The organism is Paenarthrobacter sp. NPDC058040 (assembly GCF_042885775.1).
Lineage (GTDB): Bacteria > Actinomycetota > Actinomycetes > Actinomycetales > Micrococcaceae > Arthrobacter.
Genome location: NZ_JBHVRN010000007.1, coordinates 219,645 through 243,156, shown reverse-complemented (window position 1 = coordinate 243,156; position 23,512 = coordinate 219,645). Strand labels below are relative to the sequence as shown.

Annotated in this window: 22 protein-coding genes; 14 read left to right on the top strand and 8 right to left on the bottom strand. The window is 63.7% G+C overall.

Annotated elements, in window-relative coordinates; genetic code table 11:
- Nucleotides 1-5: 5 nt before the first annotated feature.
- From ACFVSJ_RS11920 to ACFVSJ_RS11890, 7 genes are all read left to right on the top strand, one after another.
- Entirely contained in the window at nt 6-2,327 is a 2,322-nt protein-coding gene (locus tag ACFVSJ_RS11920) for an FdhF/YdeP family oxidoreductase (protein ID WP_387437002.1), read from the top strand.
- A 147-nt stretch (nt 2,328-2,474) separates the two neighbouring features.
- Complete coding sequence (locus ACFVSJ_RS11915) at nt 2,475-2,705, top strand: heme-binding protein (RefSeq protein ID WP_387437001.1); 231 nt, start codon at nt 2,475-2,477, stop codon at nt 2,703-2,705.
- A 142-nt stretch (nt 2,706-2,847) separates the two neighbouring features.
- Nucleotides 2,848-4,065 carry a formaldehyde dehydrogenase, glutathione-independent gene (gene fdhA, locus ACFVSJ_RS11910; RefSeq protein WP_387437000.1) on the top strand — a complete coding sequence of 406 codons (1,218 nt, stop codon included), beginning with the start codon at nt 2,848-2,850 and terminating at the stop codon, nt 4,063-4,065.
- A 107-nt stretch (nt 4,066-4,172) separates the two neighbouring features.
- Nucleotides 4,173-5,420, top strand: coding sequence for a molybdopterin molybdotransferase MoeA (locus ACFVSJ_RS11905; RefSeq protein ID WP_387436999.1), 1,248 nt, complete (start codon nt 4,173-4,175; stop codon nt 5,418-5,420).
- A gap of 47 nt (nt 5,421-5,467) precedes the next feature.
- Nucleotides 5,468-6,274 (top strand): IclR family transcriptional regulator, encoded by an 807-nt coding sequence (locus ACFVSJ_RS11900; RefSeq protein WP_387436998.1) that lies wholly within the window; start codon nt 5,468-5,470, stop codon nt 6,272-6,274.
- 265 nt (nt 6,275-6,539) lie between these two features.
- Nucleotides 6,540-8,546, top strand: coding sequence for a BCCT family transporter (locus ACFVSJ_RS11895; protein ID WP_387436997.1), 2,007 nt, complete (start codon nt 6,540-6,542; stop codon nt 8,544-8,546).
- 10 nt (nt 8,547-8,556) lie between these two features.
- On the top strand, nt 8,557-8,739 hold the full coding sequence (locus ACFVSJ_RS11890; RefSeq protein WP_387436996.1) for a hypothetical protein: 183 nt from the start codon (nt 8,557-8,559) through the stop codon (nt 8,737-8,739).
- Nucleotides 8,740-8,809: 70 nt separating this feature from the next.
- Here the strand turns inward: ACFVSJ_RS11890 and ACFVSJ_RS11885 are convergent, their stop codons facing one another.
- A complete protein-coding gene (locus tag ACFVSJ_RS11885) occupies nt 8,810-9,499 on the bottom strand; it encodes a fasciclin domain-containing protein (RefSeq protein WP_387436995.1) in 690 nt (229 codons plus the stop codon).
- A gap of 269 nt (nt 9,500-9,768) precedes the next feature.
- Between ACFVSJ_RS11885 and ACFVSJ_RS11880 the strand changes: the two genes are divergently transcribed.
- Nucleotides 9,769-10,725 (top strand): cytochrome c biogenesis protein/redoxin, encoded by a 957-nt coding sequence (locus tag ACFVSJ_RS11880; RefSeq protein WP_387436994.1) that lies wholly within the window; start codon nt 9,769-9,771, stop codon nt 10,723-10,725.
- Nucleotides 10,713-11,468, top strand: coding sequence for a redoxin domain-containing protein (locus tag ACFVSJ_RS11875; RefSeq protein WP_387436993.1), 756 nt, complete (start codon nt 10,713-10,715; stop codon nt 11,466-11,468). Before ACFVSJ_RS11880 ends, ACFVSJ_RS11875 begins: the two co-directional genes overlap by 13 nt.
- Before the next feature lie 60 nt (nt 11,469-11,528).
- Here the strand turns inward: ACFVSJ_RS11875 and ACFVSJ_RS11870 are convergent, their stop codons facing one another.
- From ACFVSJ_RS11870 to ACFVSJ_RS11845, 6 genes are all read right to left on the bottom strand, one after another.
- On the bottom strand, nt 11,529-12,857 hold the full coding sequence (locus tag ACFVSJ_RS11870; RefSeq protein WP_387436992.1) for an MFS transporter: 1,329 nt from the start codon (nt 12,855-12,857) through the stop codon (nt 11,529-11,531).
- Nucleotides 12,858-12,956: 99 nt separating this feature from the next.
- Nucleotides 12,957-13,337, bottom strand: coding sequence for a RidA family protein (locus tag ACFVSJ_RS11865; RefSeq protein ID WP_387436991.1), 381 nt, complete (start codon nt 13,335-13,337; stop codon nt 12,957-12,959).
- The gene (locus ACFVSJ_RS11860; RefSeq protein ID WP_387436990.1) at nt 13,334-13,978 is read right to left on the bottom strand and encodes a hypothetical protein; all 645 of its coding nucleotides are present in this window, start codon (nt 13,976-13,978) and stop codon (nt 13,334-13,336) included. The genes ACFVSJ_RS11865 and ACFVSJ_RS11860 overlap by 4 nt, the downstream gene beginning before the upstream one ends.
- Entirely contained in the window at nt 13,971-14,963 is a 993-nt protein-coding gene (locus tag ACFVSJ_RS11855) for a membrane dipeptidase (RefSeq protein WP_387436989.1), read from the bottom strand. Before ACFVSJ_RS11855 ends, ACFVSJ_RS11860 begins: the two co-directional genes overlap by 8 nt.
- Nucleotides 14,960-16,678, bottom strand: coding sequence for a hypothetical protein (locus ACFVSJ_RS11850; RefSeq protein ID WP_387436988.1), 1,719 nt, complete (start codon nt 16,676-16,678; stop codon nt 14,960-14,962). The genes ACFVSJ_RS11855 and ACFVSJ_RS11850 overlap by 4 nt, the downstream gene beginning before the upstream one ends.
- Nucleotides 16,679-16,680: 2 nt before the next feature.
- Nucleotides 16,681-18,150, bottom strand: coding sequence for an aldehyde dehydrogenase family protein (locus tag ACFVSJ_RS11845; RefSeq protein WP_387436987.1), 1,470 nt, complete (start codon nt 18,148-18,150; stop codon nt 16,681-16,683).
- Between the two features lie 127 nt (nt 18,151-18,277).
- On the opposite strand from ACFVSJ_RS11845, the gene ACFVSJ_RS11840 reads away from it, so the two are divergent.
- Together ACFVSJ_RS11840 and ACFVSJ_RS11835 are read left to right on the top strand one after the other, a co-directional pair.
- Nucleotides 18,278-19,186 (top strand): LysR family transcriptional regulator, encoded by a 909-nt coding sequence (locus tag ACFVSJ_RS11840; RefSeq protein ID WP_387436986.1) that lies wholly within the window; start codon nt 18,278-18,280, stop codon nt 19,184-19,186.
- 31 nt (nt 19,187-19,217) lie between these two features.
- Nucleotides 19,218-19,790 (top strand): GNAT family N-acetyltransferase, encoded by a 573-nt coding sequence (locus tag ACFVSJ_RS11835; RefSeq protein WP_387436985.1) that lies wholly within the window; start codon nt 19,218-19,220, stop codon nt 19,788-19,790.
- 70 nt (nt 19,791-19,860) lie between these two features.
- Here the strand turns inward: ACFVSJ_RS11835 and ACFVSJ_RS11830 are convergent, their stop codons facing one another.
- On the bottom strand, nt 19,861-20,646 hold the full coding sequence (locus ACFVSJ_RS11830; RefSeq protein WP_387436984.1) for an IclR family transcriptional regulator: 786 nt from the start codon (nt 20,644-20,646) through the stop codon (nt 19,861-19,863).
- 175 nt (nt 20,647-20,821) lie between these two features.
- Between ACFVSJ_RS11830 and ACFVSJ_RS11825 the strand changes: the two genes are divergently transcribed.
- The 3 genes from ACFVSJ_RS11825 to ACFVSJ_RS11815 are packed head-to-tail and all read left to right on the top strand — an operon-like array spanning nt 20,822 to nt 23,464.
- Nucleotides 20,822-21,547, top strand: a complete 726-nt coding sequence (locus ACFVSJ_RS11825) for a CoA transferase subunit A (RefSeq protein ID WP_387436983.1) — start codon at nt 20,822-20,824, stop codon at nt 21,545-21,547.
- A 13-nt stretch (nt 21,548-21,560) separates the two neighbouring features.
- Nucleotides 21,561-22,253 carry a CoA transferase subunit B gene (locus ACFVSJ_RS11820; protein WP_387436982.1) on the top strand — a complete coding sequence of 231 codons (693 nt, stop codon included), beginning with the start codon at nt 21,561-21,563 and terminating at the stop codon, nt 22,251-22,253.
- On the top strand, nt 22,250-23,464 hold the full coding sequence (locus ACFVSJ_RS11815) for an acetyl-CoA acetyltransferase (protein WP_387436981.1): 1,215 nt from the start codon (nt 22,250-22,252) through the stop codon (nt 23,462-23,464). Before ACFVSJ_RS11820 ends, ACFVSJ_RS11815 begins: the two co-directional genes overlap by 4 nt.
- Nucleotides 23,465-23,512 lie beyond the last annotated feature (48 nt).

Below are 23,512 nucleotides of genomic sequence, written 5' to 3'. Positions count from 1 at the left end.
AAGCAATGGCTTCCAAAGCACCGCTCCATAACATCGACGAGTCGAAACTGACCGTCACCAAACCCAAGACGAAAGCCGTGGGCATTCCCGCCGTCGCGAATGCCTTGAAGATCTCCCTCGAGCAGATGGGACCGATCCGCAGCGTGCAGACGCTGATGGCCGTGAACCAGCTGGACGGGTTCGACTGCATGGGCTGCGCCTGGCCGGAGCACGAGAAGCGCAACGCCGCCGAGTTCTGCGAAAACGGTGCCAAGGCCGTCGCCGAGGAAGCCACCCGCCGCCGGGTCACTCCGGAATTCTTCGCTGCGCATTCCGTGGCGGACCTGAAAACCCGTGACGACTATTGGCTGGGCCAACAGGGCCGGCTGACCCACCCCATGTTCCTGGACGAGGGTGCCACCCATTACGTGCCGATCGGCTGGGACGACGCCTACGATCTCATGGCCGAGGAACTGCGCGGCATGGCCTCCCCCGATGAGGCTGTCTTCTACACCTCCGGACGCACGTCCAACGAGGCCGCGTTCGCGTACCAGCTCCTGGTCCGCGGCATCGGCACGAACAACCTGCCGGACTGCTCCAATATGTGCCACGAATCCTCGGGTTCGGCCTTGGTGGAAACCATCGGAATCGGCAAGGGCTCCGTCAGCCTCACCGACCTCGAAACAGCCTCGCTGATCTTCGTTGCCGGCCAGAACCCCGGCACCAACCACCCCCGCATGCTCAGCGCCCTGGAGAAAGCGAAGAAGAACGGGGCCGTCATCGTCTCCATCAACCCGCTGCCGGAAGCCGGACTCCTGCACTTCGAGAACCCGCAGCACGTATCAGGCGTCGTGTCCGGGATAAAGCTGACGGACGACTTCCTGCAAATCCGCGCCGGCGGGGACCAGGCACTCTTCCAAGGATTGGGCAAGTACCTGCTGGAGGCAGAGACCTCGGGGCGGAACACCCCTGGCCTGACCACGGTGCTGGACCACGCGTTCATCAACAACCACACCGTGGGCGTGGACGACTACCTGCGGCACCTGGAAAAGGTGGAGTGGGATGACATCGTCGCTGCGTCCGGCCTTACGCTCGAACAGATCCACGCCACCGGTGAGCGCCTCCTGGCCTCCAACGCCACGATCGTCTGCTGGGCCATGGGACTCACCCAGCACAAGCATTCCGTTCCCACCCTGCGCGACGTGGTCAACGTGCTGTTGCTCCAAGGCAACATCGGCAAGCCCGGGGCCGGCGTTTGCCCCGTGCGCGGACACTCGAACGTGCAGGGCGACCGCACCATGGGCATCTTCGAAAAGATGCCGGAAAAGTTCCACGACCGCCTGGACCACGAATTCGATTTCCTGTCCCCGCGTGCACACGGATTCGATACCGTTGCGGCGATCCGGGCCATGCGGGACGGCAAAGTGCGGTTCTTCATGGGCATGGGCGGCAACTTTGTCCGGGCGGCCCCGGATTCACTGGTCACGGAAGATGCCCTGGCCAACACCTCGCTGAGCGTCCAGATCTCCACCAAGCTGAACCACTCGCACCTCTCCACGGGCAAGCGGGCCTTGATCCTGCCCACCCTTGGCCGCACGGAGAAGGACACGCAGGCCTCCGGCGACCAGCGGGTCACGGTGGAAGACTCCATGAGTGCCGTCCACGCTTCACGTGGCCGGCTCAAGCCGGCCAGCGAGCACCTGCACTCGGAAGTCGCGATCGTGTGCAACCTCGCCCACCGGCTGTTCACGGACACTGACAACAGGCCCCTGCCCAACGCTCCGCGCGCCGCCTGGATCTCCATGCGGGACGACTACTCGGTGATCCGCAAACACATTGAAGCCGTCATCGATGGCTTTGAGGATTTCGAGGACCGGATCCAGCACCCGGGTGGATTCGTCCTGCCCCACCCGCCGCGGGACGCCCGCGCCTTCGATACCCCGTCAGGCAAGGCACTCTTCACCGGCAACGAGTTGGAGTACATCAAGATCCCGCCGGGCCGCCTGGTACTCCAGACCCTCCGATCCCACGACCAGTACAACACCACCATCTACGGCAAGGACGACCGCTACCGGGGCATCCACGGTGGCCGGCGCGTAGTCCTGGTCAGCCAAGCCGATATCGACGAGCTGGGATTCACCGACGGCCAAATGGTCCATCTGGTCTCCGAGTTCCAAGGCGTCGAGCGCCGGGCCGAGGACTTCCGGATCGTCGCCTACTCCACGCCCCAGGGCTGCGCTGCGGCCTACTACCCGGAGACGAATGTGCTTGTTCCGCTGGATTCGGTTGCGGACACGAGCGGCACTCCCACCTCCAAGTCCGTCATCATCCGGATGGAGCCTGCCTAGGACCTGTACAGAGTGTGATCGGTGCCATAGTATGTGACTGATATATCTTTGATGACCATCTGAAGATATCAGTGCTTGGCCTTCGCCGCGCACCGCCAAAGACTTTCCAGCAACCGCCCGTGACAAGACATGATCAAAGGAGAACCATTGTCTGACATCACCCAAACCGCCGCCGACGCCGTCCTGGCTGCTGCCCTCAGCTCCGCCCAAGAAACCGGTACAGCCATGAACATTGCCGTGGTTGACGCCGGCGGCATCCCGCTCCACGACAGCACCGGCGCCGTGATCGGAGCCATCGGCGTCAGCGGCAGCACCGTGGAGAACGATCACACGGTGGCCTCAGCCGGAGCCGCCGCGCAACTGCAGGACGTCGCTTAGAGCCAGCACCACAGTTGTCCAGTTGTCCGTGAACGGCGCTTCGGTGGCCTGAAACCTGGGGAGGTATTTCCTCACCGAAGCGCCGCTTTCGGGCAACTGGCCAGTCCACATTTCCGCAGCAGCAAATGGCCTAAGGAGTGTCATGTCAGGAAACAGAGCAGTCGCCTACAAGGAACCCGGTGTAGTTGAGATCATCAACACCGAGTACCCGACGTTCGAACTGAAGGACGGACCGGGTGTCAACCCGGCAAACGTCGGCAGGAAGGTGCCCCACGGCGTCATCCTGCGCACCGTGACCACCAACATCTGCGGCTCGGACCAGCACATGGTCCGCGGCCGAACCACGGCACCGCAGAACCTGGTCCTTGGCCACGAAATCACCGGTGAAGTGATCGAGGTGGGCCCCGACGTCGAATTCATCAAGGTGGGCGACATAGTCTCGGTGCCGTTCAACATCTCCTGTGGCCGCTGCCGGAACTGCAAGGAACAGAAGACCGGCATCTGCCTCAACGTCAACCCCGACCGCCCCGGCAGCGCCTACGGCTACGTCGACATGGGCGGCTGGGTAGGTGGCCAGGCCGAATACGTCCTGGTCCCCTACGCGGACTGGAACCTCCTGCGCTTCCCGGACCGCGACCAGGCCCTGGAAAAGATCATGGACCTGACCATGCTCTCCGACATCTTCCCGACGGGCTTCCACGGCGCCGTCACCGCCGGCGTCGGCGTCGGCTCCACGGTCTACGTTGCCGGTGCCGGTCCGGTGGGAATCGCCGCCGCTGTCGGCGCCCAACTCCTGGGTGCCGCCGTCGTGATTGTGGGCGACATGAACGAGGACCGCCTGGCGCAGGCGCGCTCCTTCGGTTGCGAGACCGTCAACGTCTCCAACGGCGATCCCAAGGACCAGATCGAACAAATCCTCGGCGTCCCGGAAGTTGATTCGGGCATCGACGCTGTGGGCTTCGAGGCCCGCGGTCACGGCAAGGACGCCTCCCACGAGGCGCCGGCCACCGTACTGAACTCGCTGATGGACATCACGGCCGCCGGCGGCTCCCTCGGAATCCCGGGCCTGTACGTCACCGGCGACCCGGGCGGAATCGACGACGCCGCCAAGCACGGCTCCCTCTCGCTCTCCCTGGGTACCGGCTGGGCCAAATCCCTGTCCTTCACCACCGGCCAGTGCCCAGTCATGAAGTACAACCGCCAGCTCATGATGGCCATCCTCCACGACAAGGTCCAGATTGCGAAGGCAGTCAACGCCAAGGCCATCCCGCTCGAGGACGCTCCCCGCGGCTACGCGGAGTTCGACGCCGGAGCGGCAACAAAGTTCGTACTGAACCCCAACGGATACGTGAAGGCCTAGTACGGAACCACAGATACCGGGGGCAGCAGGGTAAGCAAGACGGGAAGGCCCTGCCCGCCCCCGGCATCTGTACTTAACAACTCCCCCACACGAGGAAGTGGGCATTCATGCTCGCACAAGTCGTCGCCGACACCCCCACCCCCAGCGAGGCCTGCGGAAAGCCGCACGCTCCAAACTGGGCGGAAGCGCGGCAGCTTGCCTTTGCCTGCGCCGCGCCCCTCGGGTCCGCGTCGGTGCCGCTCCCTGAAGCGATCGGAGCGGTGTTGGCCCGTGACGTCGTGGCCCGCCGGAACATCCCGCACTATGCTTCTTCAGCGATGGATGGCTGGGCCATCAGCGGCAGCGGGCCATGGATCCTCACTCCACCCGGAACACCCCTGGGCCCCGGCGAGGCAAGCGTCATCGCCACCGGCGGACTTGTTCCCGAGGGCGCTGCCGGCATCCTCCGGAAGGAAAGCGGCCAGGTAACCCAGGACCCCTCCGGCTTGCGGCAACTCGCGCTCAGGCAGGACTCGAAGCCGGGCGAAACACTCCCGGGCCGCCATGTACGCCCCGCGGGGGAAGAAGCCTCGGCGGGCGATGTCCTCATTCCCGCAGGCACCCGCCTGAATCCGGCGCACATCGCCCTGGCTGCCGTAGCAGGCCAGGACCAGGTGAGCGTACAGCGCAAGCCCCGGGTCGCCGTCGTACTTACCGGCGCGGAGGTGGTGACCTCGGGCGAGCCGCGGCCGGGACAGGTTCGCGATACCTTTGGGCCGCAATTGGACACCGTCATTTCCCAGCTCGGCGGCATACCGGCCGGGCAGCGACGGATCGGCGACTCGTACCAGGAATGGCTGGAGGCCCTGGCGGGCCCGTCCGCAGAGGTCCTCATCACTACCGGCGGTACCGGCAAATCCGGTACCGACCATTCCCGCGCGGCGGTGGACGCCCTGGGCGGCACGCTGCTGCTGGACGGAATAGCCATGCGTCCGGGCCATCCGGCCGTGTTGGCGGGACTCCCGGACGGCCGCTTCATCGTAGGCCTTCCCGGCAACCCGCTTGCTGCCATGCTGTCCCTCGTGACGCTTGGCGGGCCGCTGTTGGCTGCCCTTGGAAACGGGCCCTTGCCACAGGCGGGACAGCTGACCTCGGGCGCAGACTTCGAGCCGGATCCGGCCAGGACCCGGCTGGTGCCCTGCACCTTCGAGCACGGACTTGCCCTGCCCGTTCCCCACACAGGACCGGGAATGATGCGGGGACTCGCCTGGGCCGACGGGTTCATGGCCGTTCCACCCGAAGGTGTGGCAGCCGGTGAAATAGTTCCGGTCATGGCATTGCCGTGGACCACCCAGACACCCTGGAGGCTCGCATGAGCCCCTGAAACCAAGGCAGCAGCACCGCTCGGTCTAGGATGAGAACCATGGCCGCACGCAGCAACCTGGACATCGACAAGGACGCAGACGCCCAAGGCGGAGGCGTCCAGTCAGTGGACCGCGCCCTCCAAATCCTGGAGATCCTGGCGCGCGAGGGCGATGCGGGCGTCAGCGAGATCGCCGAAGAGATGGGCGTGCACAAGTCCACGGTGTCCCGGCTGGTGGGTTCTCTGGTCACCCGCGAACTTGTACGGCAGAACAGCGAGCGAGGCAAGTACCAGCTCGGTTTCGGCATCCTCCGCCTGGCCTCGTCCATCCCCGGCAGGCTGAGCGTTGTGCACGAGGCCCGGGAGGTCTTGGAAACGCTGGCCTCCGAGTACAAGGAAACCGTCAACCTGGCGGTGCTGCGTTCCAACTACGCCGTCAACGTGGACCAGGCCATGGGGCCATCGACGCTTGCCACCTACGACTGGGTGGGCAGCTTGACGCCCCTGCACGCCACGTCCAGCGGAAAGGTGCTCCTGGCCGCACTGACTGCCGATGAAAGAACCCAAGTCTTCAAGGCTGTTGGGCTTCCGGCACGAACACCGCGCACTGTAACCAACCGCGGCGAGCTGGAAAAGCAACTGCTGGATGTCGCGCGGAACGGCTACGCGGTGGTCCATGAAGAGTTTGAAATCGGCCTCACCGCAGTTGCTGTTCCGGTTTTCAACCACGTGGGAAGCGTCATCGCGGCGGTAAGCATTTCCGGCCCGGCATTCCGTTTCGCGCCCGAAGACCAGCCGGGCCTCATTGAAGCGCTTCGCGAAGCCGGCTTGGCCATCAGCGCCAAGATGGGCTACAGGCACCGCTAGTTCCAGCGCTTATTGCGCAACCCTCATCACTATACGCAACTCAGCCTCTCAAGGCCAATTGATATATCAAGTTGCCGTCAAAGAGCCAAAAACCCTTGACTTTGCGTGTGACGGGGCGCACTCTGTTGCTTACCGCGAATGTTGTTGATTCTTGCGGAACGCTTGAACTCCTAGCCAGAGGCCGAGCAACACCGTCCCCCGGTCCCACCCCCCAGGGCCATGTCTAAACACAAGCCCATGAACTCGCCGAGCAAAGGACCCGCTCATGGCTATAAACAGTGACACCAAATCCCTAACACCCGAGGAGTTACCTGCCGACGATTCCGTGGCAGACGCTCCCGCAGCAAACAAACACACCCGCCTGGAAACGCCTGACGAATCCATCAGCGTCTCCCCTGACGAAACAAACCCCGCAGTCCTCGACGTTGAGGACGGAGGCGCAGAATCCCTGCCTGACTCGGAAGAATACGAGCAGATCCTGGAAGAACTGCGTCACGCCAAGACCGAGCAGGCCGTATCGGCCCGCCGGAACCGCAAACTTACCCTCGACAAAGTCACCTTCGGAATCACGGGCGCCATCGCCGTCGCCTTTGTGGTCTGGGGCTTTGTTGGAAGGGACAGCCTGTCCGATACCTCCAAGGGTGCCCTGAACTGGGTCATGGAGTACACCGGTTGGCTGTTCATGGTGCTCGCCTCGCTGTTCGTGATCTTCGTGTTGTGGCTTGCCTTGGGCAAGTTCGGCAACATCCCACTGGGCAAGGACGGCGAAAAGCCCGAATACAAGACCGTGTCCTGGGTGGCGATGATGTTCGCAGCCGGCATGGGCATCGGGCTCATGTTCTACGGCGTGGCCGAACCCCTGTACCACTACATTTCACCGCCGCCCGGCACGGTGGATGGCAGGACACCCGCTGCCGTCCAGACGGCCATGGCCACCTCGATCTTCCACTGGACGCTTCACCCGTGGGCCATGTACGCCGTGGTGGGCATCGCCATGGCTTACGGAACCTACCGGTTGGGGCGTCGGCAGCTCGTTTCGGCGGCTTTCACCTCGCTGTTCGGCATCCGGATGGTGGAAGGTCCTGTCGGGAAGTTCATCAACATCCTGGCCATCTTCGCCACACTCTTCGGCACCGCCGCATCCCTGGGCCTCGGAGCCCTGCAGATCGGCAGTGGCCTGACATCCAATGGCTGGATGGGCGAGGTGGGAACGCCGATCCTGGTGGTCATCGTGGCCATCCTGACCTTCTGCTTCGTCGCCTCGGCCGTGTCCGGGATCAGCCGCGGCATCCAGTGGCTCTCCAACATCAACATGGTCCTGGCCATTGTCCTGGCGGTCATCGTGTTCGTCGCCGGCCCCACCCTGTTCATCCTCAACCTCATCCCGTCCTCGATCGGCGACTACGCCCGCGACCTCGCCGAAATGTCCTCGCGGACCGAAGCCGTGGGCGACGACGCGCTCCGCAGTTGGCTGACCAGCTGGACCATCTTCTACTGGGCCTGGTGGATCTCCTGGACGCCCTTCGTCGGCCTGTTCATTGCCCGCATCAGCCGCGGCCGCACCATCCGCCAGTTTGTCACCGGTGTGCTGCTGGTCCCGAGCATCGTGAGCGTCATCTGGTTCTGCATCTTCGGCGGCGCCGCCTTCAACGTCCAGCAGGAAGCGGACAAGGCCGGTACCCCCGGACTCGTGACCATGGTCAACGGCGCACCGTCCATCAACTTCGACGGAGCCCTGTTCGACCTGGTGAAGAACCTGCACATGCCGGACTGGCTCACTGGCGCCGTCATTGTGCTGGCCATGGTCCTCGTGGCAATCTTCTTCATCACCGGCGCAGACGCAGCATCGATCGTCATGGGGTCCCTCAGCTCCAACGGCGCGGAGCACCCCCGCCGCGGAGTGGTCATCTTCTGGGGCAGCCTCACTGGCGCCGTTGCCGCCGTCATGCTCCTTGCCGGTGGTGATGAACCCTCCGAGGCCCTGTCCGGGCTCCAACGGGTCACGATTGTCGCGGCGCTGCCGTTCATCATCGTGATGTTGCTGCTTTGCTTCGCACTGGCCAAGGACCTGCGACGCGACCCCCTCGCCCTGCGCCGGCGGCTCGCCACCTCCGTGGTGGAACGGGCCATCCGTACCGGCGTGGAGCAACACCGCGGAGTCCAGTTCGACCTCGTGACAAAGCATGACTGCGCTGAGAATTGTCCCGAGTCGGATTGTCCCGGCGGCACCGCTACAGGCAGCATTCCAACCGTCGAAAAATCCCAGCAGTAAGGCTCACATCATGACAAGCAGCTCTGTAGAGGAAAGCACTGTCCGCGTGATCAGGGACCCCAAGGACCAATTGTCCTTCACCGTGGATGCTTCCCAGCCCGTAACCGTCCGCATCGAACTCAGTGGGGGTTGCCCGTGCGGTTCGGAACATAACCGGGCCGGGTCCTACGTAGACAGCGATTTGGGCCGCTAGCCCATAGCCCAACACAAAAAGCAGGCGCCGGAGTTCTTCCGGCGCCTGCTTTTGTTTGTGTGGAGAGGATTTACTTGGGCATCAGCACGGTATCGATCAGGTAAACCGTGGCGTTGGCCGTGTGGACGCCACCGCAGATCACGTTGGCGCCATTGACCGTGAGGGCATCCTTGGTGCCGGCAACGGTCACTTCGCCACCCTGGACAGTCTTGTGGGTTCCGACGATCTGGTCAGGGGTCAACTGGCCGGGGACTACGTGGTAGGTGAGGATCTTGCTGAGCGTGGCATCGTCCGTCTTGAGGGCCTCGATCGTGGCGGGGTCGATCTTCGCGAAGGCATCGTCAACCGGCGCGAACACCGTGAACTCGCTGCCGTTCAGCGTGGACACCAGGTCCACCTTCGGGTTGAGCTTGCCCGAGACCGCCGCCGTGAGGGTCTTCAGGAGCGGGTTGTTGGAGGCCGCTACGGCCACGGGGTCCTGCGACATGCCCGTAACGGAGCCAGCACCACTGGGAACCTGCTGGGCGTAACCCGCGCAGCCCGGGCCCACCAGGTCACGGGTGGGGTCCATCGCAGCAGAGGAGCCCATGGCGGAGCTGGAGGAAGCCGATGGCGACGGTGTCATGGAGGAGGCCGACGGAGCGGCGGACGAGGACGCGGAAGAGCTGGAGCCACTTGAACCACCACAGGCCGTAAGTCCGAGAAGGGCGGCTGCAGTGAGGCCAACGAAGGCGAGGGCGGGGCGCTTTGTGGACAACATGTCATTCTCCTTGTTCTTGGAACCAGGGCGCTGGGTCCGTTGTGTGTGGGACACGGGCGGCCCGGCGTCGCTTTCGCTCGACCGGTTTGTTTGTGTCTCACCTGCTATTCGGAGGGTGGGCCGGGGTGGATGGGTCCGATTTCAAAAACTTTTTTGGGGACCCCATCTCCAACACCGGACCAAACCACGGGTGCGCCAGCTCCGAACTCCCTGCAGAAATCCGGAGCCGGCACATTCAGCCGCCCGCCCGGGCAACCTTGGGAGACTCAATGCTGCAATTGGCACTCATCGGCCTGCTCGGCGGGCTCATCACCGGCATATCCCCGTGCATCCTGCCGGTCCTGCCGGTCATCTTCCTCTCCGGCGGCGTGCAGGGAGCGCGGCAGGGCGCCGATCCGGCGGCCCGGCCCTACCTGGTGATCCTCGGATTGGTGATCAGCTTCAGCACGTTCACCCTGGTGGGTTCGTTCCTGCTGGCCCTGGTGAACCTGCCGCAGGACCTGCTGCGCTGGGTGGGGCTGGTGGTTTTGGTCCTGATCGGGCTGGGGTTGATTTTCGACCGCTTCCAGCACACCCTCGAAAAGCCCTTCTCCTGGATCCCGCAACGCAAGGTGGGCACCGAAAACGGTGGGCTGGTGCTGGGACTGGCGCTCGGCGTCGTCTATGTCCCCTGTGCAGGACCAGTGCTCGCGGCCATCGCCGTCGCGGGTGCCACCGGTCAGGTGGGCCCCGAAACCATCGTCCTTACCCTGACTTTCGCGCTCGGGGCCGCGATCCCGCTGCTCGTGTTCGCGCTCGCCGGCCGACGCGTGGCCGAGCGGGTCAAGGCGTTCCGGAAGAACCAGCGCAAGATCCGCATCGCAGGCGGCGTCATGATGATTGCCCTCGCGATCGGACTCGTGTTCAACCTCCCGCAACTGCTCCAAAAACTTGTGCCCGACTACACCTCCACACTCCAGGAACAGGTCCAGGACAACGACGCCGTAAAGAAGGCGCTGGACCTCGGCGGGCTGGTCAACGACCAGAACAAGGACCTGGACAAGTGCAGCAACGGCGGGACGTCGCTTGAATCATGCGGAACTGCACCGGACATCAAGGGCATCCAGGAATGGTTCAACACTCCCGGCAACCAGGCCGTTGATCTGAAGGACCTCAAGGGCAAGGTGGTCCTGGTGGATTTCTGGGCCTATCCTGCATCAACTGCCAGCGCTCCGTGCCGCACCTGACCGAGTGGTACAGCAAGTACAAGGACGCCGGACTGGAAATCATCGGCGTCCACTCCCCCGAGTACGCCTTCGAGAAGGAAGTCCGGAACGTCATGTCCGGCGCGCAGAACCTCGGCATTACCTATCCGGTGGCCATCGACAACAACCTCTCCACCTGGACCAACTACCGCAACCGCTACTGGCCGGCGCACTACCTGATCGACTCCAACGGCACTGTCCGCCACATCAAGTTCGGCGAGGGCGGTTACCAGACCACGGAGAAACTCATCCGGGAACTGCTGCAGCAGGCCAACCCCTCTCTCCAGTTGCCTGCCCCCGTTGAAGCGTCCGACGACGGCCCGGCCGTGGGTGCCACCACTCCCGAGACCTACTTGGGCGTCACCAAGAAGGTCAACTACGGGGGCACGGAACCGTACAAGGCTGGAGCTGGTGTGTACTCGGTTCCTTCCGGGCAGCCGGCGGACAGCTTCGCCCTGGCCGGTTCCTGGGACCTGGGCACGCAGTCCATCGCGCCCACCGCGGCTGGTTCCTCCATCTCATTGAACTACCACGCGAAGCAGGTTTACATCGTGGTCAGCGGCGAGGGCTCGCTGGACGTGGTCCGGGACGGCAAGTCCACATCCGTGGCGGTGTCCGGGACGCCCACTTTGTACAAGATCGTGGACGACCCTGACATCCGTACGGGCAAGCTCGAAGTACGCGTGCCGCAGGGCATCCAGGCGTACTCGTTCACGTTCGGGTAGGCCAAGGCGAGGTCACTGACGGTCCATGGTGGCCTGTCAGTGACCTCGCATTCACGGAGCCTAGGCGTTGAGGGCCGCCGCCTTCTCGAGATCCTGCCCCTTGGTTTCAGGAGCCATGAAGAAGCTGACGGCAGCTCCGAGCAGGGCGATGCCCGCCGCGATCCACATGGTGCCGGAAAGCCCCAGGTGGGTCAGGGCGAGAGGGGTGGCGAAGGTGCCGATCGCGGCACCAATGCGGCTTGTTCCAGTGCAAAGCCCGACGGCGGTTGCCCGGACTTTGGTGGGGAAGAGCTCGTTGGGGTAGATCCACTCAAGGATGGATGGACCGCCGTTGAAGATCGCGTAGAAGGCGAAGGCCAAGGCAATCAGGGCCAAGGGTGCGTTGGGGAAGACCGCGAGGAACATCAGGCCAACACCGGAGAGAATGAAGCCCCAAATCAGGACAGGCCGGCGCCCGAGCCTGTCCACCACCAGGAGGGCCACCACGTTTCCAACGAGGAAGAAGAGATTGATCAGGCCATAGCCGATGTTCGCTTCGTCACCGGATTGGAGGTTGAACAACGCCAGGATCTGGGGTCCGAAGGCGTAGATGGAGAAAAGGGTCACGATGGTGCAGGTCCAGAAGATGGAGATGAAGACAACGCGGTTCAGGTAGCCGCCAGTAAGGACAAGTTTGAAAGCCCGTCCCGTGCTGAGCTTGGCTGCCTTCGGATCATGGGCCGTGATTCCATCCAGGGTGGCACCTTCGCCGATGGTCTTCTTCAGGATTTCGAGCGCCTCTTCATGGCGTCCCTTGCCCACCAGCCAATGCGGGGACTCCGGGATCGTGGCTCGGGCAATGAGGATCAGGAGGGCCGGAACGGCGGACGACAGCAGCATCCAGCGCCATCCGTCTTCAAGCGACAGCAACCAGTAGCCAACAAAGGCAGCGACTGTGGCCCCAACGAACCACATGGCGTTCAAGCCGCCCAAAAGGCGTGCGCGCCAGTTCTTGGGTACGAACTCCGCCACCAGTGAGGTGGCAATGGGGTAATCGGCACCAACGGCAACACCAATAAGCAGCCTCAGGACAAAAAGCTGCCAGGGTTCTTGAACAAAGAACTGGGCCACGGAGAACACGATGATCGCCATCAGATCGATGGTGTACATCAGCTTGCGGCCAATCTTGTCCGTCACGTTGCCGAAAATGAGCCCGCCGAGGAAGACACCTATCAGGGCGGAGGCGCCGATGAGGCCGTTCCACCAGTCATTCATCTGCCAGGCCGGAATCACCTGGACCAAGGCAATGCCGATGATCGCCAGGATGTACCCGTCCAGGAAGGGTCCACCTGAACTGAAGAGGGTGAGGCGTTTATGGAAAGAGTTCAGCGGCGCCGAATCTATGGTCATGGGTGACGCATGTGCTGGGGCTTGGGAGAGCATGGTGAATCCGATCTGGGAGGAGGGAAAGCGACGTTGGTAACCCAACAGATCCTTGGCCGGGTGGGGTCAGTCTGCTACGGCTGCGACGGCATCGATCTCGATGCGTTTTTCGCCCCTGAACCGGGCCACTTGCACAGTGGTCCTGGGAGGCAGTGGGTGGCCGCTGAGCCTCGTGAGGTAGGCGGCGTTGTAAGCATCAAACTCGTCAAGATCCGCCAGGAAGACCGTGAGCTTGAGCAGATGGGACAGGCTGGATCCCGCGTTCTGGAGGGCAGTTTCCATATTGTCGAAGACCTGGCTGACCTGTCCGGCGATGTCGGCATCGACCGTGCCGTCCATGTGGGCCGGAATCTGGCCACACAGATAGACGATGCCGGCCACGGCTGCGGAGGCGGAGTACGGCCGGGGTTTGCCGTCCGTGAATTGGGTGCGGACGATCGCGCTCATGCGTCCGGCACCAAGTAGCTACGGGACAATTGGTACATTCTTTGCCATTCCTCTTCGTACATGCCCAGGGATTTGGGTGTGGCTTTGGCTGGTTGGAAATCCCCGACCGGTTCAGGGAGTGAAGCAATCACGGTGCCGGCCCCTGCCTGAGGCCCAAGGGCCGTGTCCACCTGAGGGGGCACTTGCGGGGTGTCCGCGGCAGCCACGACGATTCGGTTGCCCCACTCGGCGCATCTCCGGGAGACAAGGTCGTTCCACAGGAAGTCGGGAACCGTGTTGCCCAGGCTAAGCACCACGGACGCTGCACCCCGTGGGGCGTCCCGGACAAGATCCAACACCTGGAGCGCCGTCCGCAGCGGAGGCTGCCCGCCGCCGTCGTACGTTCGAAGGATGCCACCTGCCCACGGCGCGTCAGTGACCACGGCAGGCCCCGCCGGGGCAGCCCAGTCCGCGTCCAACAATTCTTCGAGGAGCCGAAGTCCTGCTCCCGCTTCGGCTTCGGCACGGAGGACGGCAGAGCTGCCCTCTTCGGCTTCGAGCGGATCGGCACCAGCCGCGCACAGTGATCGGTAGGCGGCCTCCCTGATTTCACGGCCCTGGACGGCGATGCGTCGGCCCTGGTGGGAGATCGTTTCAGACATGCGCGTGTTCCTTCGTTGTATCCATGACGTCCGTGAACAGACGGGCCCAATTGCCGCCCATCACCGCGGCGATGGTGTGATCGTCAAGGCCCGTCGCGGCAAGGCCGTCGGTGAGCCGGGGGAAGTCCAGGGGACCGTTGAACCAACCCGGCCACGTTGGCCAGGTGGGCGCATTCTCCGGATCGCTCGGCTTCCAGCGGCCGTTACGCAGCCAACCGACAAACTCCTGATCCCACCCGCGGGTGCAGTCGCTGCCGATTCCCACGCTGGTGTGGCCGTATTGGTCCACCATCCGTGCCACCATCGTGCAGAAGCTTTCAACGGTGACGTGTTCGCCCCCGCTGACAGTGGGATAGAGGCAGCATCCAATAACGCCGCCGCGGTCCACCAAGGCCTGAATGACGTCGTGGGGTTTGTTCCGTGGCGTATCGAAGTACCAGAGCGGGTTGGAGTGCGTGACCGAGACGGGCACCGAAGACGCCTCAATGGCGTCGCGGCTGGTCCGGTATCCCACATGCGAGAGGTCAACGAGCATGCCTACCCGGTTCATCTCTCCCACGATGACGCGCCCGTAGCGGCTGAGGCCGGCGTCGTCGGCTTCGAAACAACCGCTGCCCAACAGGTTTTGGTTGTTGTATGTCAGTTGCGCAATCCGGACGCCGAGCCGGTGGAAGACTTCCACATAGCGGTAGTCATCCTCGAAGGGACTGGCGTTCTGGAAGCCAAGGAATACCGCGATCTTGTTCTGCTCCCTGGCTGATTCGATGTCGGCTCCGGCGGAAGCAAGGAACACCAGGTCCGCATTCCTGTTCACGAGTTCCAACCATTGGCCTATTGAACGAAGGGTGTCCGCCGCGTTTTCCCAGACAGCGCAGGTTGCATTCACGGCGTGGACACCACCCGTGCGCAGTTCTTCCAGGACGGGACGGTTCCAGTTGCTGATTTGCAGCCCGTCCACCACGGTCAATTGCTGGTGCAGGCTCACTGGTCCACCCCCGTCGGCGCCGTGGGGAACAGCCAATCGTCGTCGTCCGTTCCGTTGCGGATGTCCAGCGCGCGGGGAGCGCCGCTGAACAAGGTGACCCTCAACCAGTCGGTGGACTGCGGGCTGAAATTGTTCATGCCATAGGTGGCCAACTGGAAGCGCTGGGTGCTGAGGGGCAGGAACTCCCCATCGATCAGGCTGTCCCGCAACTCCCCGTACACGTAGGGCTGTGTCCGTTGCACGCGGGCAACTGCAAACCGGTGTGCTGGATGAGCCCTCAGGAAAGCGGTAACAGTGCTGCCGGCCGGAAACAGCTGGAGGTCGGCCATAAGGGCGCTGACGCGACGGGCAACATCCGTACAGTGCTCGGTCGCACCCAGGGGCTTGTCCGCACGGAGTCCACGCCGGGGCTCTTCATTGGCGGCGGACGAGAACCAGTAGAACCTGGTGCGCTCTTCGTCGGAGAAATCGTACTTTCGGACCCACGCGTAGTTGGACCGAAGGACCTCTGCGAGCGCTCCACAGGACATGGACGGATCGAGCGGTGCAGCGCCATCGGTCCGCAACATGGACTCAGCGGCTTCATCGAAGTCGGTTTGGAGTTCGATGACGATGGAGCCGAAGATTCCCCGCGCTTCCGGACTGAGGCCTGAAGCTCTTTCGTGCAGGAGCGCCAGGGCGGGTGCGGGTGGCTCTGTTGATCCGATGTACTGCCGCAACTCTCGCAGCAGTACCTGGAGCTGTGACCGAACTGTATCGGCAGGCAGGAAGGGGGCGGTGTGGAGTGCATGTTTTTCCGCGAGATGGCGGTCTGCCTTGGCCAACATCCCGGCAACCCGGCGCAGGTCCGGGTGGTCCGGGGCGTAATCGCGGCCCAGCCCAGCGGACAAGGGCACCTCCCGCAAGCGGCACCAGGCGTCCAGGTAGTCAGGATGGTTGACTACGAACGGCACCATTCCCAGCCCGGTGGCATTGCCCAAGCCGAGGTAGCGGCTCCATTGTTCATCCAGCGCAACCGCGGAACCACCCGCCGATACCGCCTTGGCACGGGCTACATGTTCAACCATGTCCATGCTGAGCTCCCGCAACAGCCACGCAGCCAGCATTTGCGATCGGTAGGGCACAGCCAAGGGATGGTCCGCCGGAATGTCCGCGAATTCCTTGAGCCCGAATTTGCCGTTGCCGTAGAACGCCGTGCTTCGGAGGAGGTAGGGGCTGGGCCCAACAACGTCCACATCCGGCTGGGTTCCTGTGGCCAGGCAGTCACTGACATAGTCGAAGAATCGAGCGCTTCGGTTCGCCCTGGTCAGGATGATGGCATCCGGGTCGAGGCGGCCACGTTCCTGCACGGGCACGTTGATCCGCAGCTCTTCTTCGCGTTCAGCAGTGAGGCTTCCTTCGATGAGCGCGGCCGTCACATCCCAGGCATCCGCAATCACCCGGTCTGTGCGCTCGCTTTCTTCCAGCGTGCGGCAGAAGGCGATGAAGGTCAGTTGCCGTCCTTCGGCTTCCACCGTGTACACCACGGTGCCCCTGGCATCAGGGTCCAGATCCATGCGGGTCCTTGTTACATCCCACTTGCGCGTCGCGGCCCGTCGGAGCATGGTGCGGGCAAAACTGTGCCGCGTTGCCCAGGCACCGTTCATGTCGGTACTGGACAGCACCTCTTCGGCTGGGCGAAGCTTCTGAACCGTTCGTTCGTCCTGGAGTGTCATGGTTATGCCTTCTCCGGTGCCAGGCGGAGGTACGCCGTCTTCTCGTGCGTAAAGAAGGCCGCGGCGGCAGAACTGTTCTGTTCACGCGGACCTGCGAACGTGGAGTCCTTCATCCCACCAAACGGGGCATGGAGTTCAGACCCCGTGGAGGGCGCGTTGACTTTCACGAGGCCTGCGTCAAGGAAGGCAACGCACTGCCTGGCTGCCCGTTCGTCGCTGGTGAAGACCGACGCCGTAAGGCCGAAATCGGTGGCGTTGGCCAGGGCAATGGCTTCGTCGAGCGTTGCGGCACGGAGGACGGTGACCACCGGGCCAAATACTTCTTCGCGACAGATCGTCATGGCAGCCGGGCCGGCCAGGACAGTCGGCCGCACGTAGTAGCCGTCCCTTGCCGGAGCCTGGGACTGTGCCGGCTCCTCGGCTTGGGCGAGGATCTCGCCACCTTCACTAAGTGCTTTCCCAATCGCGGCGTTGATCTCGTCGCGGGCCGAAGCGGAAACCACTGGGCCTATCTGGGTCGAGGGGTCACTGCCGGGACCCAGGACCAGGGCCGAAACTTTCTCCTTCAGTTTGGACAGGAACTCCCCATGACCGTCCCCTACGAGAATGATCCGCCGGGTTGCTGTGCATTTCTGGCCCGTGGACCCCATCGCCGCGTTTACTGCGCTGGACGCGGCCAGCTCAGCGTCGGCATCGGGCAGGACGAGTGTTGCGTTGTGACCGCCAAGTTCCATCTGCAGTTTGGCGCCGCGTCCGCAGACGATTCCGCGGATGCGATGCCCCACTGCCACCGATCCGGTGAATGTCACCCCGGCCACGGAGGGATGGGCAACCAGCTCGGAGCCCAACTGCCCGGGACCAAGAAGCAGGTTCACGACGCCGGCAGGCACACCGGCCTCCCTGAGGATGTCCGTCAACAGGACCGAGACGCCTGGAGTATTGCTCGCGGACTTCCACACCACGGTGTTGCCGTGCAGCAGGGCTGGAGCGATCTTCCAGGCAGGAATCTGCAGGGGAAAGTTCCAGGGCGTGATCACTCCGACGACGCCAAGCGGACGCCGAACAGTGACGATCCGCTCGTCAGGATGGCTTGAAGGGTACTCAGTCCCCACCGGGTTCCGCGCGGAGGCACCGTGGTAATCAAAGGTGTCCGCGGAAGCGTCCACTTCCATTCGGGACTCCGCCAACGTTTTACCGTGCTCCGCGGTCATCAATTGCGCCATCTCTTCGCGGCGTTCCCTGATCAGGGCAGCTGCGGTCGCCAGGACGCGTCCTCGGGCCAGAATTCCCAGCCGGTCCCAGTCCGGGCCCGCCGAAGCAGCTGCCTGGAGGGCCTGGGCCAGCTCGGTGGAGCCGGCTTGGTGATATGTGGTGACGGCTTCGTCCGGCGCAGCAGGGTTGAAGCTGGACGCTGCTTCACCGGTGCCTTCAACCCAGCTTCCATTGATGAAACTGCTGGCTGGCTTGGTCATGACGGGCATTCGTTTACCTCTTGGATGTGTTGATGTGTGACTGTCCTCACGATCAACGGTAGCCCCGGACACGCATCCACTGAAGTATCTATTTGGCGCACATCAATATGCGTTTAGTCTTGTTTGCATGAACCTTCGTCGCTTGGAGCTTTTCGTCGCAGTGGCGGAAGAATTGCACTTCAACAGGGCCGCCGAGCGGCTTCACATGGCACAACCGCCATTGAGCCAACAGATCCGGAAGCTCGAGGAGGAATGCAAGGCCCAACTCTTCGTGCGGAACTCACGCAACGTGCAACTCACCGCCGAAGGCGAACTGCTCCTAAAACATGCCAGGAAGCTCCTCACCCAATACGGCACCATGACGGCAGCCATGAGGCAGGCGCGGGACGGCGAGATTGGCAGGCTGCGTCTGGGCTTCGTCTCTTCGGCGGCCATCTCCGCATTGCCTCCCGTGGTTCGTGAACTCCGGTCCACGTGGCCAGGCATCGACCTCGAACTTCGCGAGGAAACCACCGACGCGCAGATCGACCTGATCAACGCCGGAGCCTTGGACGTCGGGATCGCCCGGGAAGTCCGCACCGTTCCGGGCCTGAGCACAACGTTGCTCCAAAACGAACGCTTGGTCCTGGCTGTCGCCGCCGACCACACGCTCGCAGCCCGCACCTCGGTTTCACTTGCCGAACTGAAGGGAGAGAAGTTCATCGCCTTTCCGCGGGACCGGATTTCGCGGCTGTTCGACCACATTGCCGCACTGCTTCACGCCGCCGACGTCGAATTCACCCTTGCCCAACAAGCTGTTCAGTTCCCCACCATCCTGGGCCTGGTGGCCGCCCACCTTGGCATCGCGGTGGTTCCTGAGTCGCTTCGGGCCTACACCATTCCGGGCCTTGCCTACGTGGATATCGAGGATGCTTCGGCGGTCTCCCGCGTGAGCCTGATTTACAGCACCGACATGGCTGAATCGCCACTTGTTGCCAAGGTGAGGCAGGCCTGCGAGGAATCCCTGGATACTGTCGGACCCGCCGGGCACCGTTGATCAGTCCCTGGGCCAGTGACAGGATGGGCGGATGGCTATCGAAGTCCGCCCCGCCACGGTATTCGACGACGTCAAGACGATGGTCGGCCCCAAGAACCCCGGCTCCAACGTGTGCTGGTGCCTGAGCTACCGGATCCCGTCCAAGCTGAACCAGTCACTCCAGAAGCAGGAGCGCGGAAAGTACGTGGAGAAGCTGGTGGCCGAGGATCCGCCTCCCGGGGTGCTGGCGTACGACGGCGACGAGGTAGTTGGGTGGGCGGCCGTCCACCCGCGTGCGGACACCGGTTTCGCTACGAACCGCAAGATCCCGCACGTGGACGACTCCGAGGTCTGGTCCGTGTGGTGCATCCGCGTGCGGCCGGGCCATCGCGGAAAGGGCATCTCGCACCATCTGTTGGCCGGAGCCGTTGAGATGGCACGCAAGTACGGCGCCCCGGCCATCGAGGGATACCCGGTGGACAACAAGGGCGGCAAAGTGGACCTCACCATGGCCTACGTTGGTACGCGTAGGCTCTTCGAGAAGGCCGGGTTCAGGAAAGTCGCAGAAACGACGTCCGTGCTCAACGGCTTCCCGAGGGTCCTGATGCGCTTGGACCTCTTCTAACGCCCCCAACTAGGTCGCATTTGTGCGCGTTATGAGGGCTCAAAACGCGCACTTCTGCGACTCAGTTGGGTCAGGATCCCTGCAAGCGGGCGCCCAGCCGGTGGGCTTCCTCGAGCAGCAGCTTGCCCATGAATTCCTGGCGCTCCGGCCGGAACCGCGGCTCGATCCCCGTCAGCGACAACGCCCACGCGGGTTGGCCCTGCCGGTCGAATACTGCAGCCCCCATCCCCCAACTTCCCTCGAGGACCAGGCCCGGGTTGACGGAGTAGCCGGCCAGGCGGGTCCGTTCAAGGTTGCCCCTCACAACATCCGCCGGATGCCCCACGGCAAAGTCGCCGGCATGCGCGGCCCAGTCCGCCAGCAAGGAATCCTGCTCTTCCGGGGCCAGGAAGGCCATGATCGCAGTCCCCGCGGAAGCCACGCCCAGCGGGAAGCGGACCCCTTCATGCAGCACGAAGGACCGCACCGGGAAAGAGCCTTCTTCGCGCAGCACGCAGACCGTTTCGTCGCCACGGCGGATAGAGAAGAACGCGCTCTCGCCGGTTTCGGCGGCAAGCCGGCGCAGTGAGGGCCGGGCGAGGTCCTCCAGCGGGAACCGGGCAGCGGAGACAGATCCCAGCAGGAAAATCTCGGGTCCCAGGACCCACTTCCCGGCAGCCGAATCGTGCTCCACCAGCCCTTCCGCCGCCAGCGATGTGAGCAGGCGATACGCCGTGGGCCGGGTGAGCCCGGACTCCCTGACCAGGCCGGCGAGGGACATTCCGGTCGGCTTGCGGCCCACCAAACGCAGCAGGGCAGCAACGCGCCCCACCACCTGGGCGCCCTGGACTGGATTCGCCGACTTCTGAAGGGCCATGAGAGAACCTCACCAACTTTCATCCACAATATGGACACCTATCACCTTATCGTCCACAGCGTGAGGCAGGAAACCCTGAGCCCGTTGCCCCGAACCCAGACAAATCCTAGAGTCAGAAACCAGGAAGCAACGTCCACAAAGTGGATATCCCCGCAACTCAAGGAGGAGTTAGTACATGTCCAAATTGCAGGAGAAGGCAACCCAAGCGCTCCAGGACCTGTTGGCAGATGGCCAGACCATCGCCGTCGGAGGTTTCGGCCTGAGCGGCATCCCGGCCGACCTGATCGACGCCGTCCGCGAGTCGGGCGTCAGGGACCTCACCATCGTCTCCAACAACATGGGCATCGACGGCAAGGGCCTCGGAGTCCTCATCGAGGCTGGCCAGGTCCGGAAGGTCATCGCCTCTTACGTTGGCGAGAACAAACTGTTCGCCGAGCAGTACCTCGCGGGCAAACTCGAAGTCGAGTTCACGCCGCAAGGCACGCTCGCCGAACGCCTCCGCGCGGGCGGCGCCGGCATCCCTGCCTTCTACACCCGCACCGGGGTGGGAACCCTGGTTGCCGAGGGCAAGCCGCATGAAGAGTTCGACGGCGTGACCCACGTCCGCGAGCGCGCCATCACCGCGGACATCGCCTTGGTCCACGCCCACACCGCGGACACCGATGGCAACCTCGTCTACCGATACACCGCGAGGAACTTCAACCCCGTGGTCGCCACGGCGGGCAAGGTGACCATCGCCGAGGCGGAAGTGATCGTGCCCTTGGGCGAACTGGACCCCGACCACATCGTGACCCCGGGCGTCTATGTCCAGCGGCTCGTCCAAGCGAGCAACAGGGTCAAGGACATCGAACAGCGCACGGTCCGCCAGCGCCTTGAAACCGCAGCCGTCCAAGCAGACTAAAGGAGCACACACCATGGCATGGACACGTGACCAGATGGCCGCCATCGCGGCCCAAGAACTCAACGACGGCGACTACGTCAACCTCGGCATCGGCATCCCGACGCTCGTAGCCAACAACCTGCCCGACGGCGTGCGGGTGGTCCTCCAGAGCGAAAACGGCCTGCTCGGAATGGGCCCGTTCCCGTACGAGGGCGAGGAGGACGCCGACCTCATCAACGCCGGCAAACAGACCGTCACCATCAACCCCGGCGGCAGCATCTTCGACTCGGCAACCTCCTTCGGCATGATCCGTGGCGGCCACGTGAAAGTGGCCATCCTGGGGGCCATGCAGGTCTCGGGCAGCGGCGACCTCGCCAATTGGACCATCCCGGGCAAGATGGTCAAGGGCATGGGCGGTGCCATGGACCTCGTCGCGGGCACGCCCCGAGTGGTGGTCCTGACCGAGCACAACGCCAAGGACGGTTCGGCCAAGATCGTCAGCGAATGCACGCTCCCACTCACGGGGCTGAAGTGCGTGGACCGGATCATCACGGACCTCGCCGTTTTCGATATCGTGCCTGATGAAACGCACGACGACGGCACGCGGCTGCTGCTGACCCGCCTCGCCCCGGGCGTCACTGTCGAGGAGCTGCGCGGCAAGACGGACGCGCAGTTCACCGTCGCGCTGGACGCAGAAGCACACACCCTGGAAGGAGCCAACGCATGAGCCTCAAAGACCAATTCGGCAAGGACATCCTGCTCACGGGCTGGGGCCACAGCAAGTTCGGCAAGCTCAGCGATGAGTCCCTGGAGACGCTGATTGTCCAGGTAGCCGGCGAAGCCATCAACAACTCCGGGCTGGACCCCAAGGACATCGACGAGATCTACCTTGGCCAGTTCAACTCCGGCATGCAGCCCCTGGGATTCACGTCGTCCCTCGCCCTGCAGTTCTCGGCAGACCTGGCCAACGTTCCCGCCACCCGCACGGAAAACGCCTGTGCCTCCGGCTCGGCCGCCTTCCAGCAGAGCGTCAAAGCAATCCTCGCGGGAACGGCCCGGAACGTGCTGGTGATCGGTGCCGAAAAGATGACCGACGCCGGTGCAGACGTTGTGGGGGCGGCCCTCCTGGGTGCCTCCTACGAGATGGCAGGCAAACCCTCAACCACGGGCTTCACGGGCCTCTTCGCCGAGGTGGCACAGCACTACGACAAGCGCTATGGCTCCTCGATGAGCAGCCCAGGCTTCGAGGCCGGCCTCGGCGACGTCCTCGGCTCCATCTCGGCCAAGAACCACCGCAATGGCATGGACAATCCGTACGCCCAGATGCACCGCGACTTCGGCGAGGAGTTCTGCCGGACCATTTCCGAGAAGAACCCGATGGTGGCCGATCCCTTGCGCCGCACTGACTGTTCGCCGGTTTCGGACGGTGCTGCCGCCGTCGTACTGTCCACAAAGGCAACCGGCGGCGCAACCGCAGCCGTGCGCCTGGCTGGTTTCGGCCACGCGAACGACTTCTTCCCCGCGGAGAAGCGCGACCCCACCGAGTTCGCGGCCACACGGGCCTCGTGGGAGCGGGCGTTCGCCATGGCGGGTGTGGGCGTGGAGGACCTTGATTTCGCCGAGGTGCACGACTGCTTCACCATCGCCGAACTCATCATGTACGAGGCCATGGGCCTGGCACCGCGCGGCGAGGGTTCCAGGGCCATCAAGGAGGGCTGGGTCTACAAGGACGGCAAGCTGCCCGTCAACGTGTCCGGCGGTCTGAAGGCGAAGGGCCACCCTGTCGGCGCCACAGGTGTATCGCAGCACGTCATCGCGGCCATGCAGCTGAGCGGCACAGCCGGTGACATGCAACTCGGCAATGCCCGCCGCGGTGCGGTCCAGAACATGGGCGGCGTGGGCATCGCCAATTACGTGAGCGTCCTCGAAGCGCTCTAGCACCCAACTGGGTCGCAGTTCGCGTCGTTCCCAGCGCTGGGAACGACT

Coding starts and splice junctions, on each gene's coding strand:
- ACFVSJ_RS11920 (WP_387437002.1), top strand. CDS start 6: ATGGCTTCCAAAGCACCGCTCCATAACATCGACGAGTCGAAACTGACC.
- fdhA (WP_387437000.1), top strand. CDS start 2,848: ATGTCAGGAAACAGAGCAGTCGCCTACAAGGAACCCGGTGTAGTTGAG.
- ACFVSJ_RS11905 (WP_387436999.1), top strand. CDS start 4,173: ATGCTCGCACAAGTCGTCGCCGACACCCCCACCCCCAGCGAGGCCTGC.
- ACFVSJ_RS11900 (WP_387436998.1), top strand. CDS start 5,468: ATGGCCGCACGCAGCAACCTGGACATCGACAAGGACGCAGACGCCCAA.
- ACFVSJ_RS11895 (WP_387436997.1), top strand. CDS start 6,540: ATGGCTATAAACAGTGACACCAAATCCCTAACACCCGAGGAGTTACCT.
- ACFVSJ_RS11890 (WP_387436996.1), top strand. CDS start 8,557: ATGACAAGCAGCTCTGTAGAGGAAAGCACTGTCCGCGTGATCAGGGAC.
- ACFVSJ_RS11885 (WP_387436995.1), bottom strand. CDS start 9,499: ATGTTGTCCACAAAGCGCCCCGCCCTCGCCTTCGTTGGCCTCACTGCA.
- ACFVSJ_RS11880 (WP_387436994.1), top strand. CDS start 9,769: ATGCTGCAATTGGCACTCATCGGCCTGCTCGGCGGGCTCATCACCGGC.
- ACFVSJ_RS11870 (WP_387436992.1), bottom strand. CDS start 12,857: ATGACCATAGATTCGGCGCCGCTGAACTCTTTCCATAAACGCCTCACC.
- ACFVSJ_RS11865 (WP_387436991.1), bottom strand. CDS start 13,337: ATGAGCGCGATCGTCCGCACCCAATTCACGGACGGCAAACCCCGGCCG.
- ACFVSJ_RS11860 (WP_387436990.1), bottom strand. CDS start 13,978: ATGTCTGAAACGATCTCCCACCAGGGCCGACGCATCGCCGTCCAGGGC.
- ACFVSJ_RS11850 (WP_387436988.1), bottom strand. CDS start 16,678: ATGACACTCCAGGACGAACGAACGGTTCAGAAGCTTCGCCCAGCCGAA.
- ACFVSJ_RS11845 (WP_387436987.1), bottom strand. CDS start 18,150: ATGACCAAGCCAGCCAGCAGTTTCATCAATGGAAGCTGGGTTGAAGGC.
- ACFVSJ_RS11840 (WP_387436986.1), top strand. CDS start 18,278: ATGAACCTTCGTCGCTTGGAGCTTTTCGTCGCAGTGGCGGAAGAATTG.
- ACFVSJ_RS11835 (WP_387436985.1), top strand. CDS start 19,218: ATGGCTATCGAAGTCCGCCCCGCCACGGTATTCGACGACGTCAAGACG.
- ACFVSJ_RS11830 (WP_387436984.1), bottom strand. CDS start 20,646: ATGGCCCTTCAGAAGTCGGCGAATCCAGTCCAGGGCGCCCAGGTGGTG.
- ACFVSJ_RS11825 (WP_387436983.1), top strand. CDS start 20,822: ATGTCCAAATTGCAGGAGAAGGCAACCCAAGCGCTCCAGGACCTGTTG.
- ACFVSJ_RS11820 (WP_387436982.1), top strand. CDS start 21,561: ATGGCATGGACACGTGACCAGATGGCCGCCATCGCGGCCCAAGAACTC.
- ACFVSJ_RS11815 (WP_387436981.1), top strand. CDS start 22,250: ATGAGCCTCAAAGACCAATTCGGCAAGGACATCCTGCTCACGGGCTGG.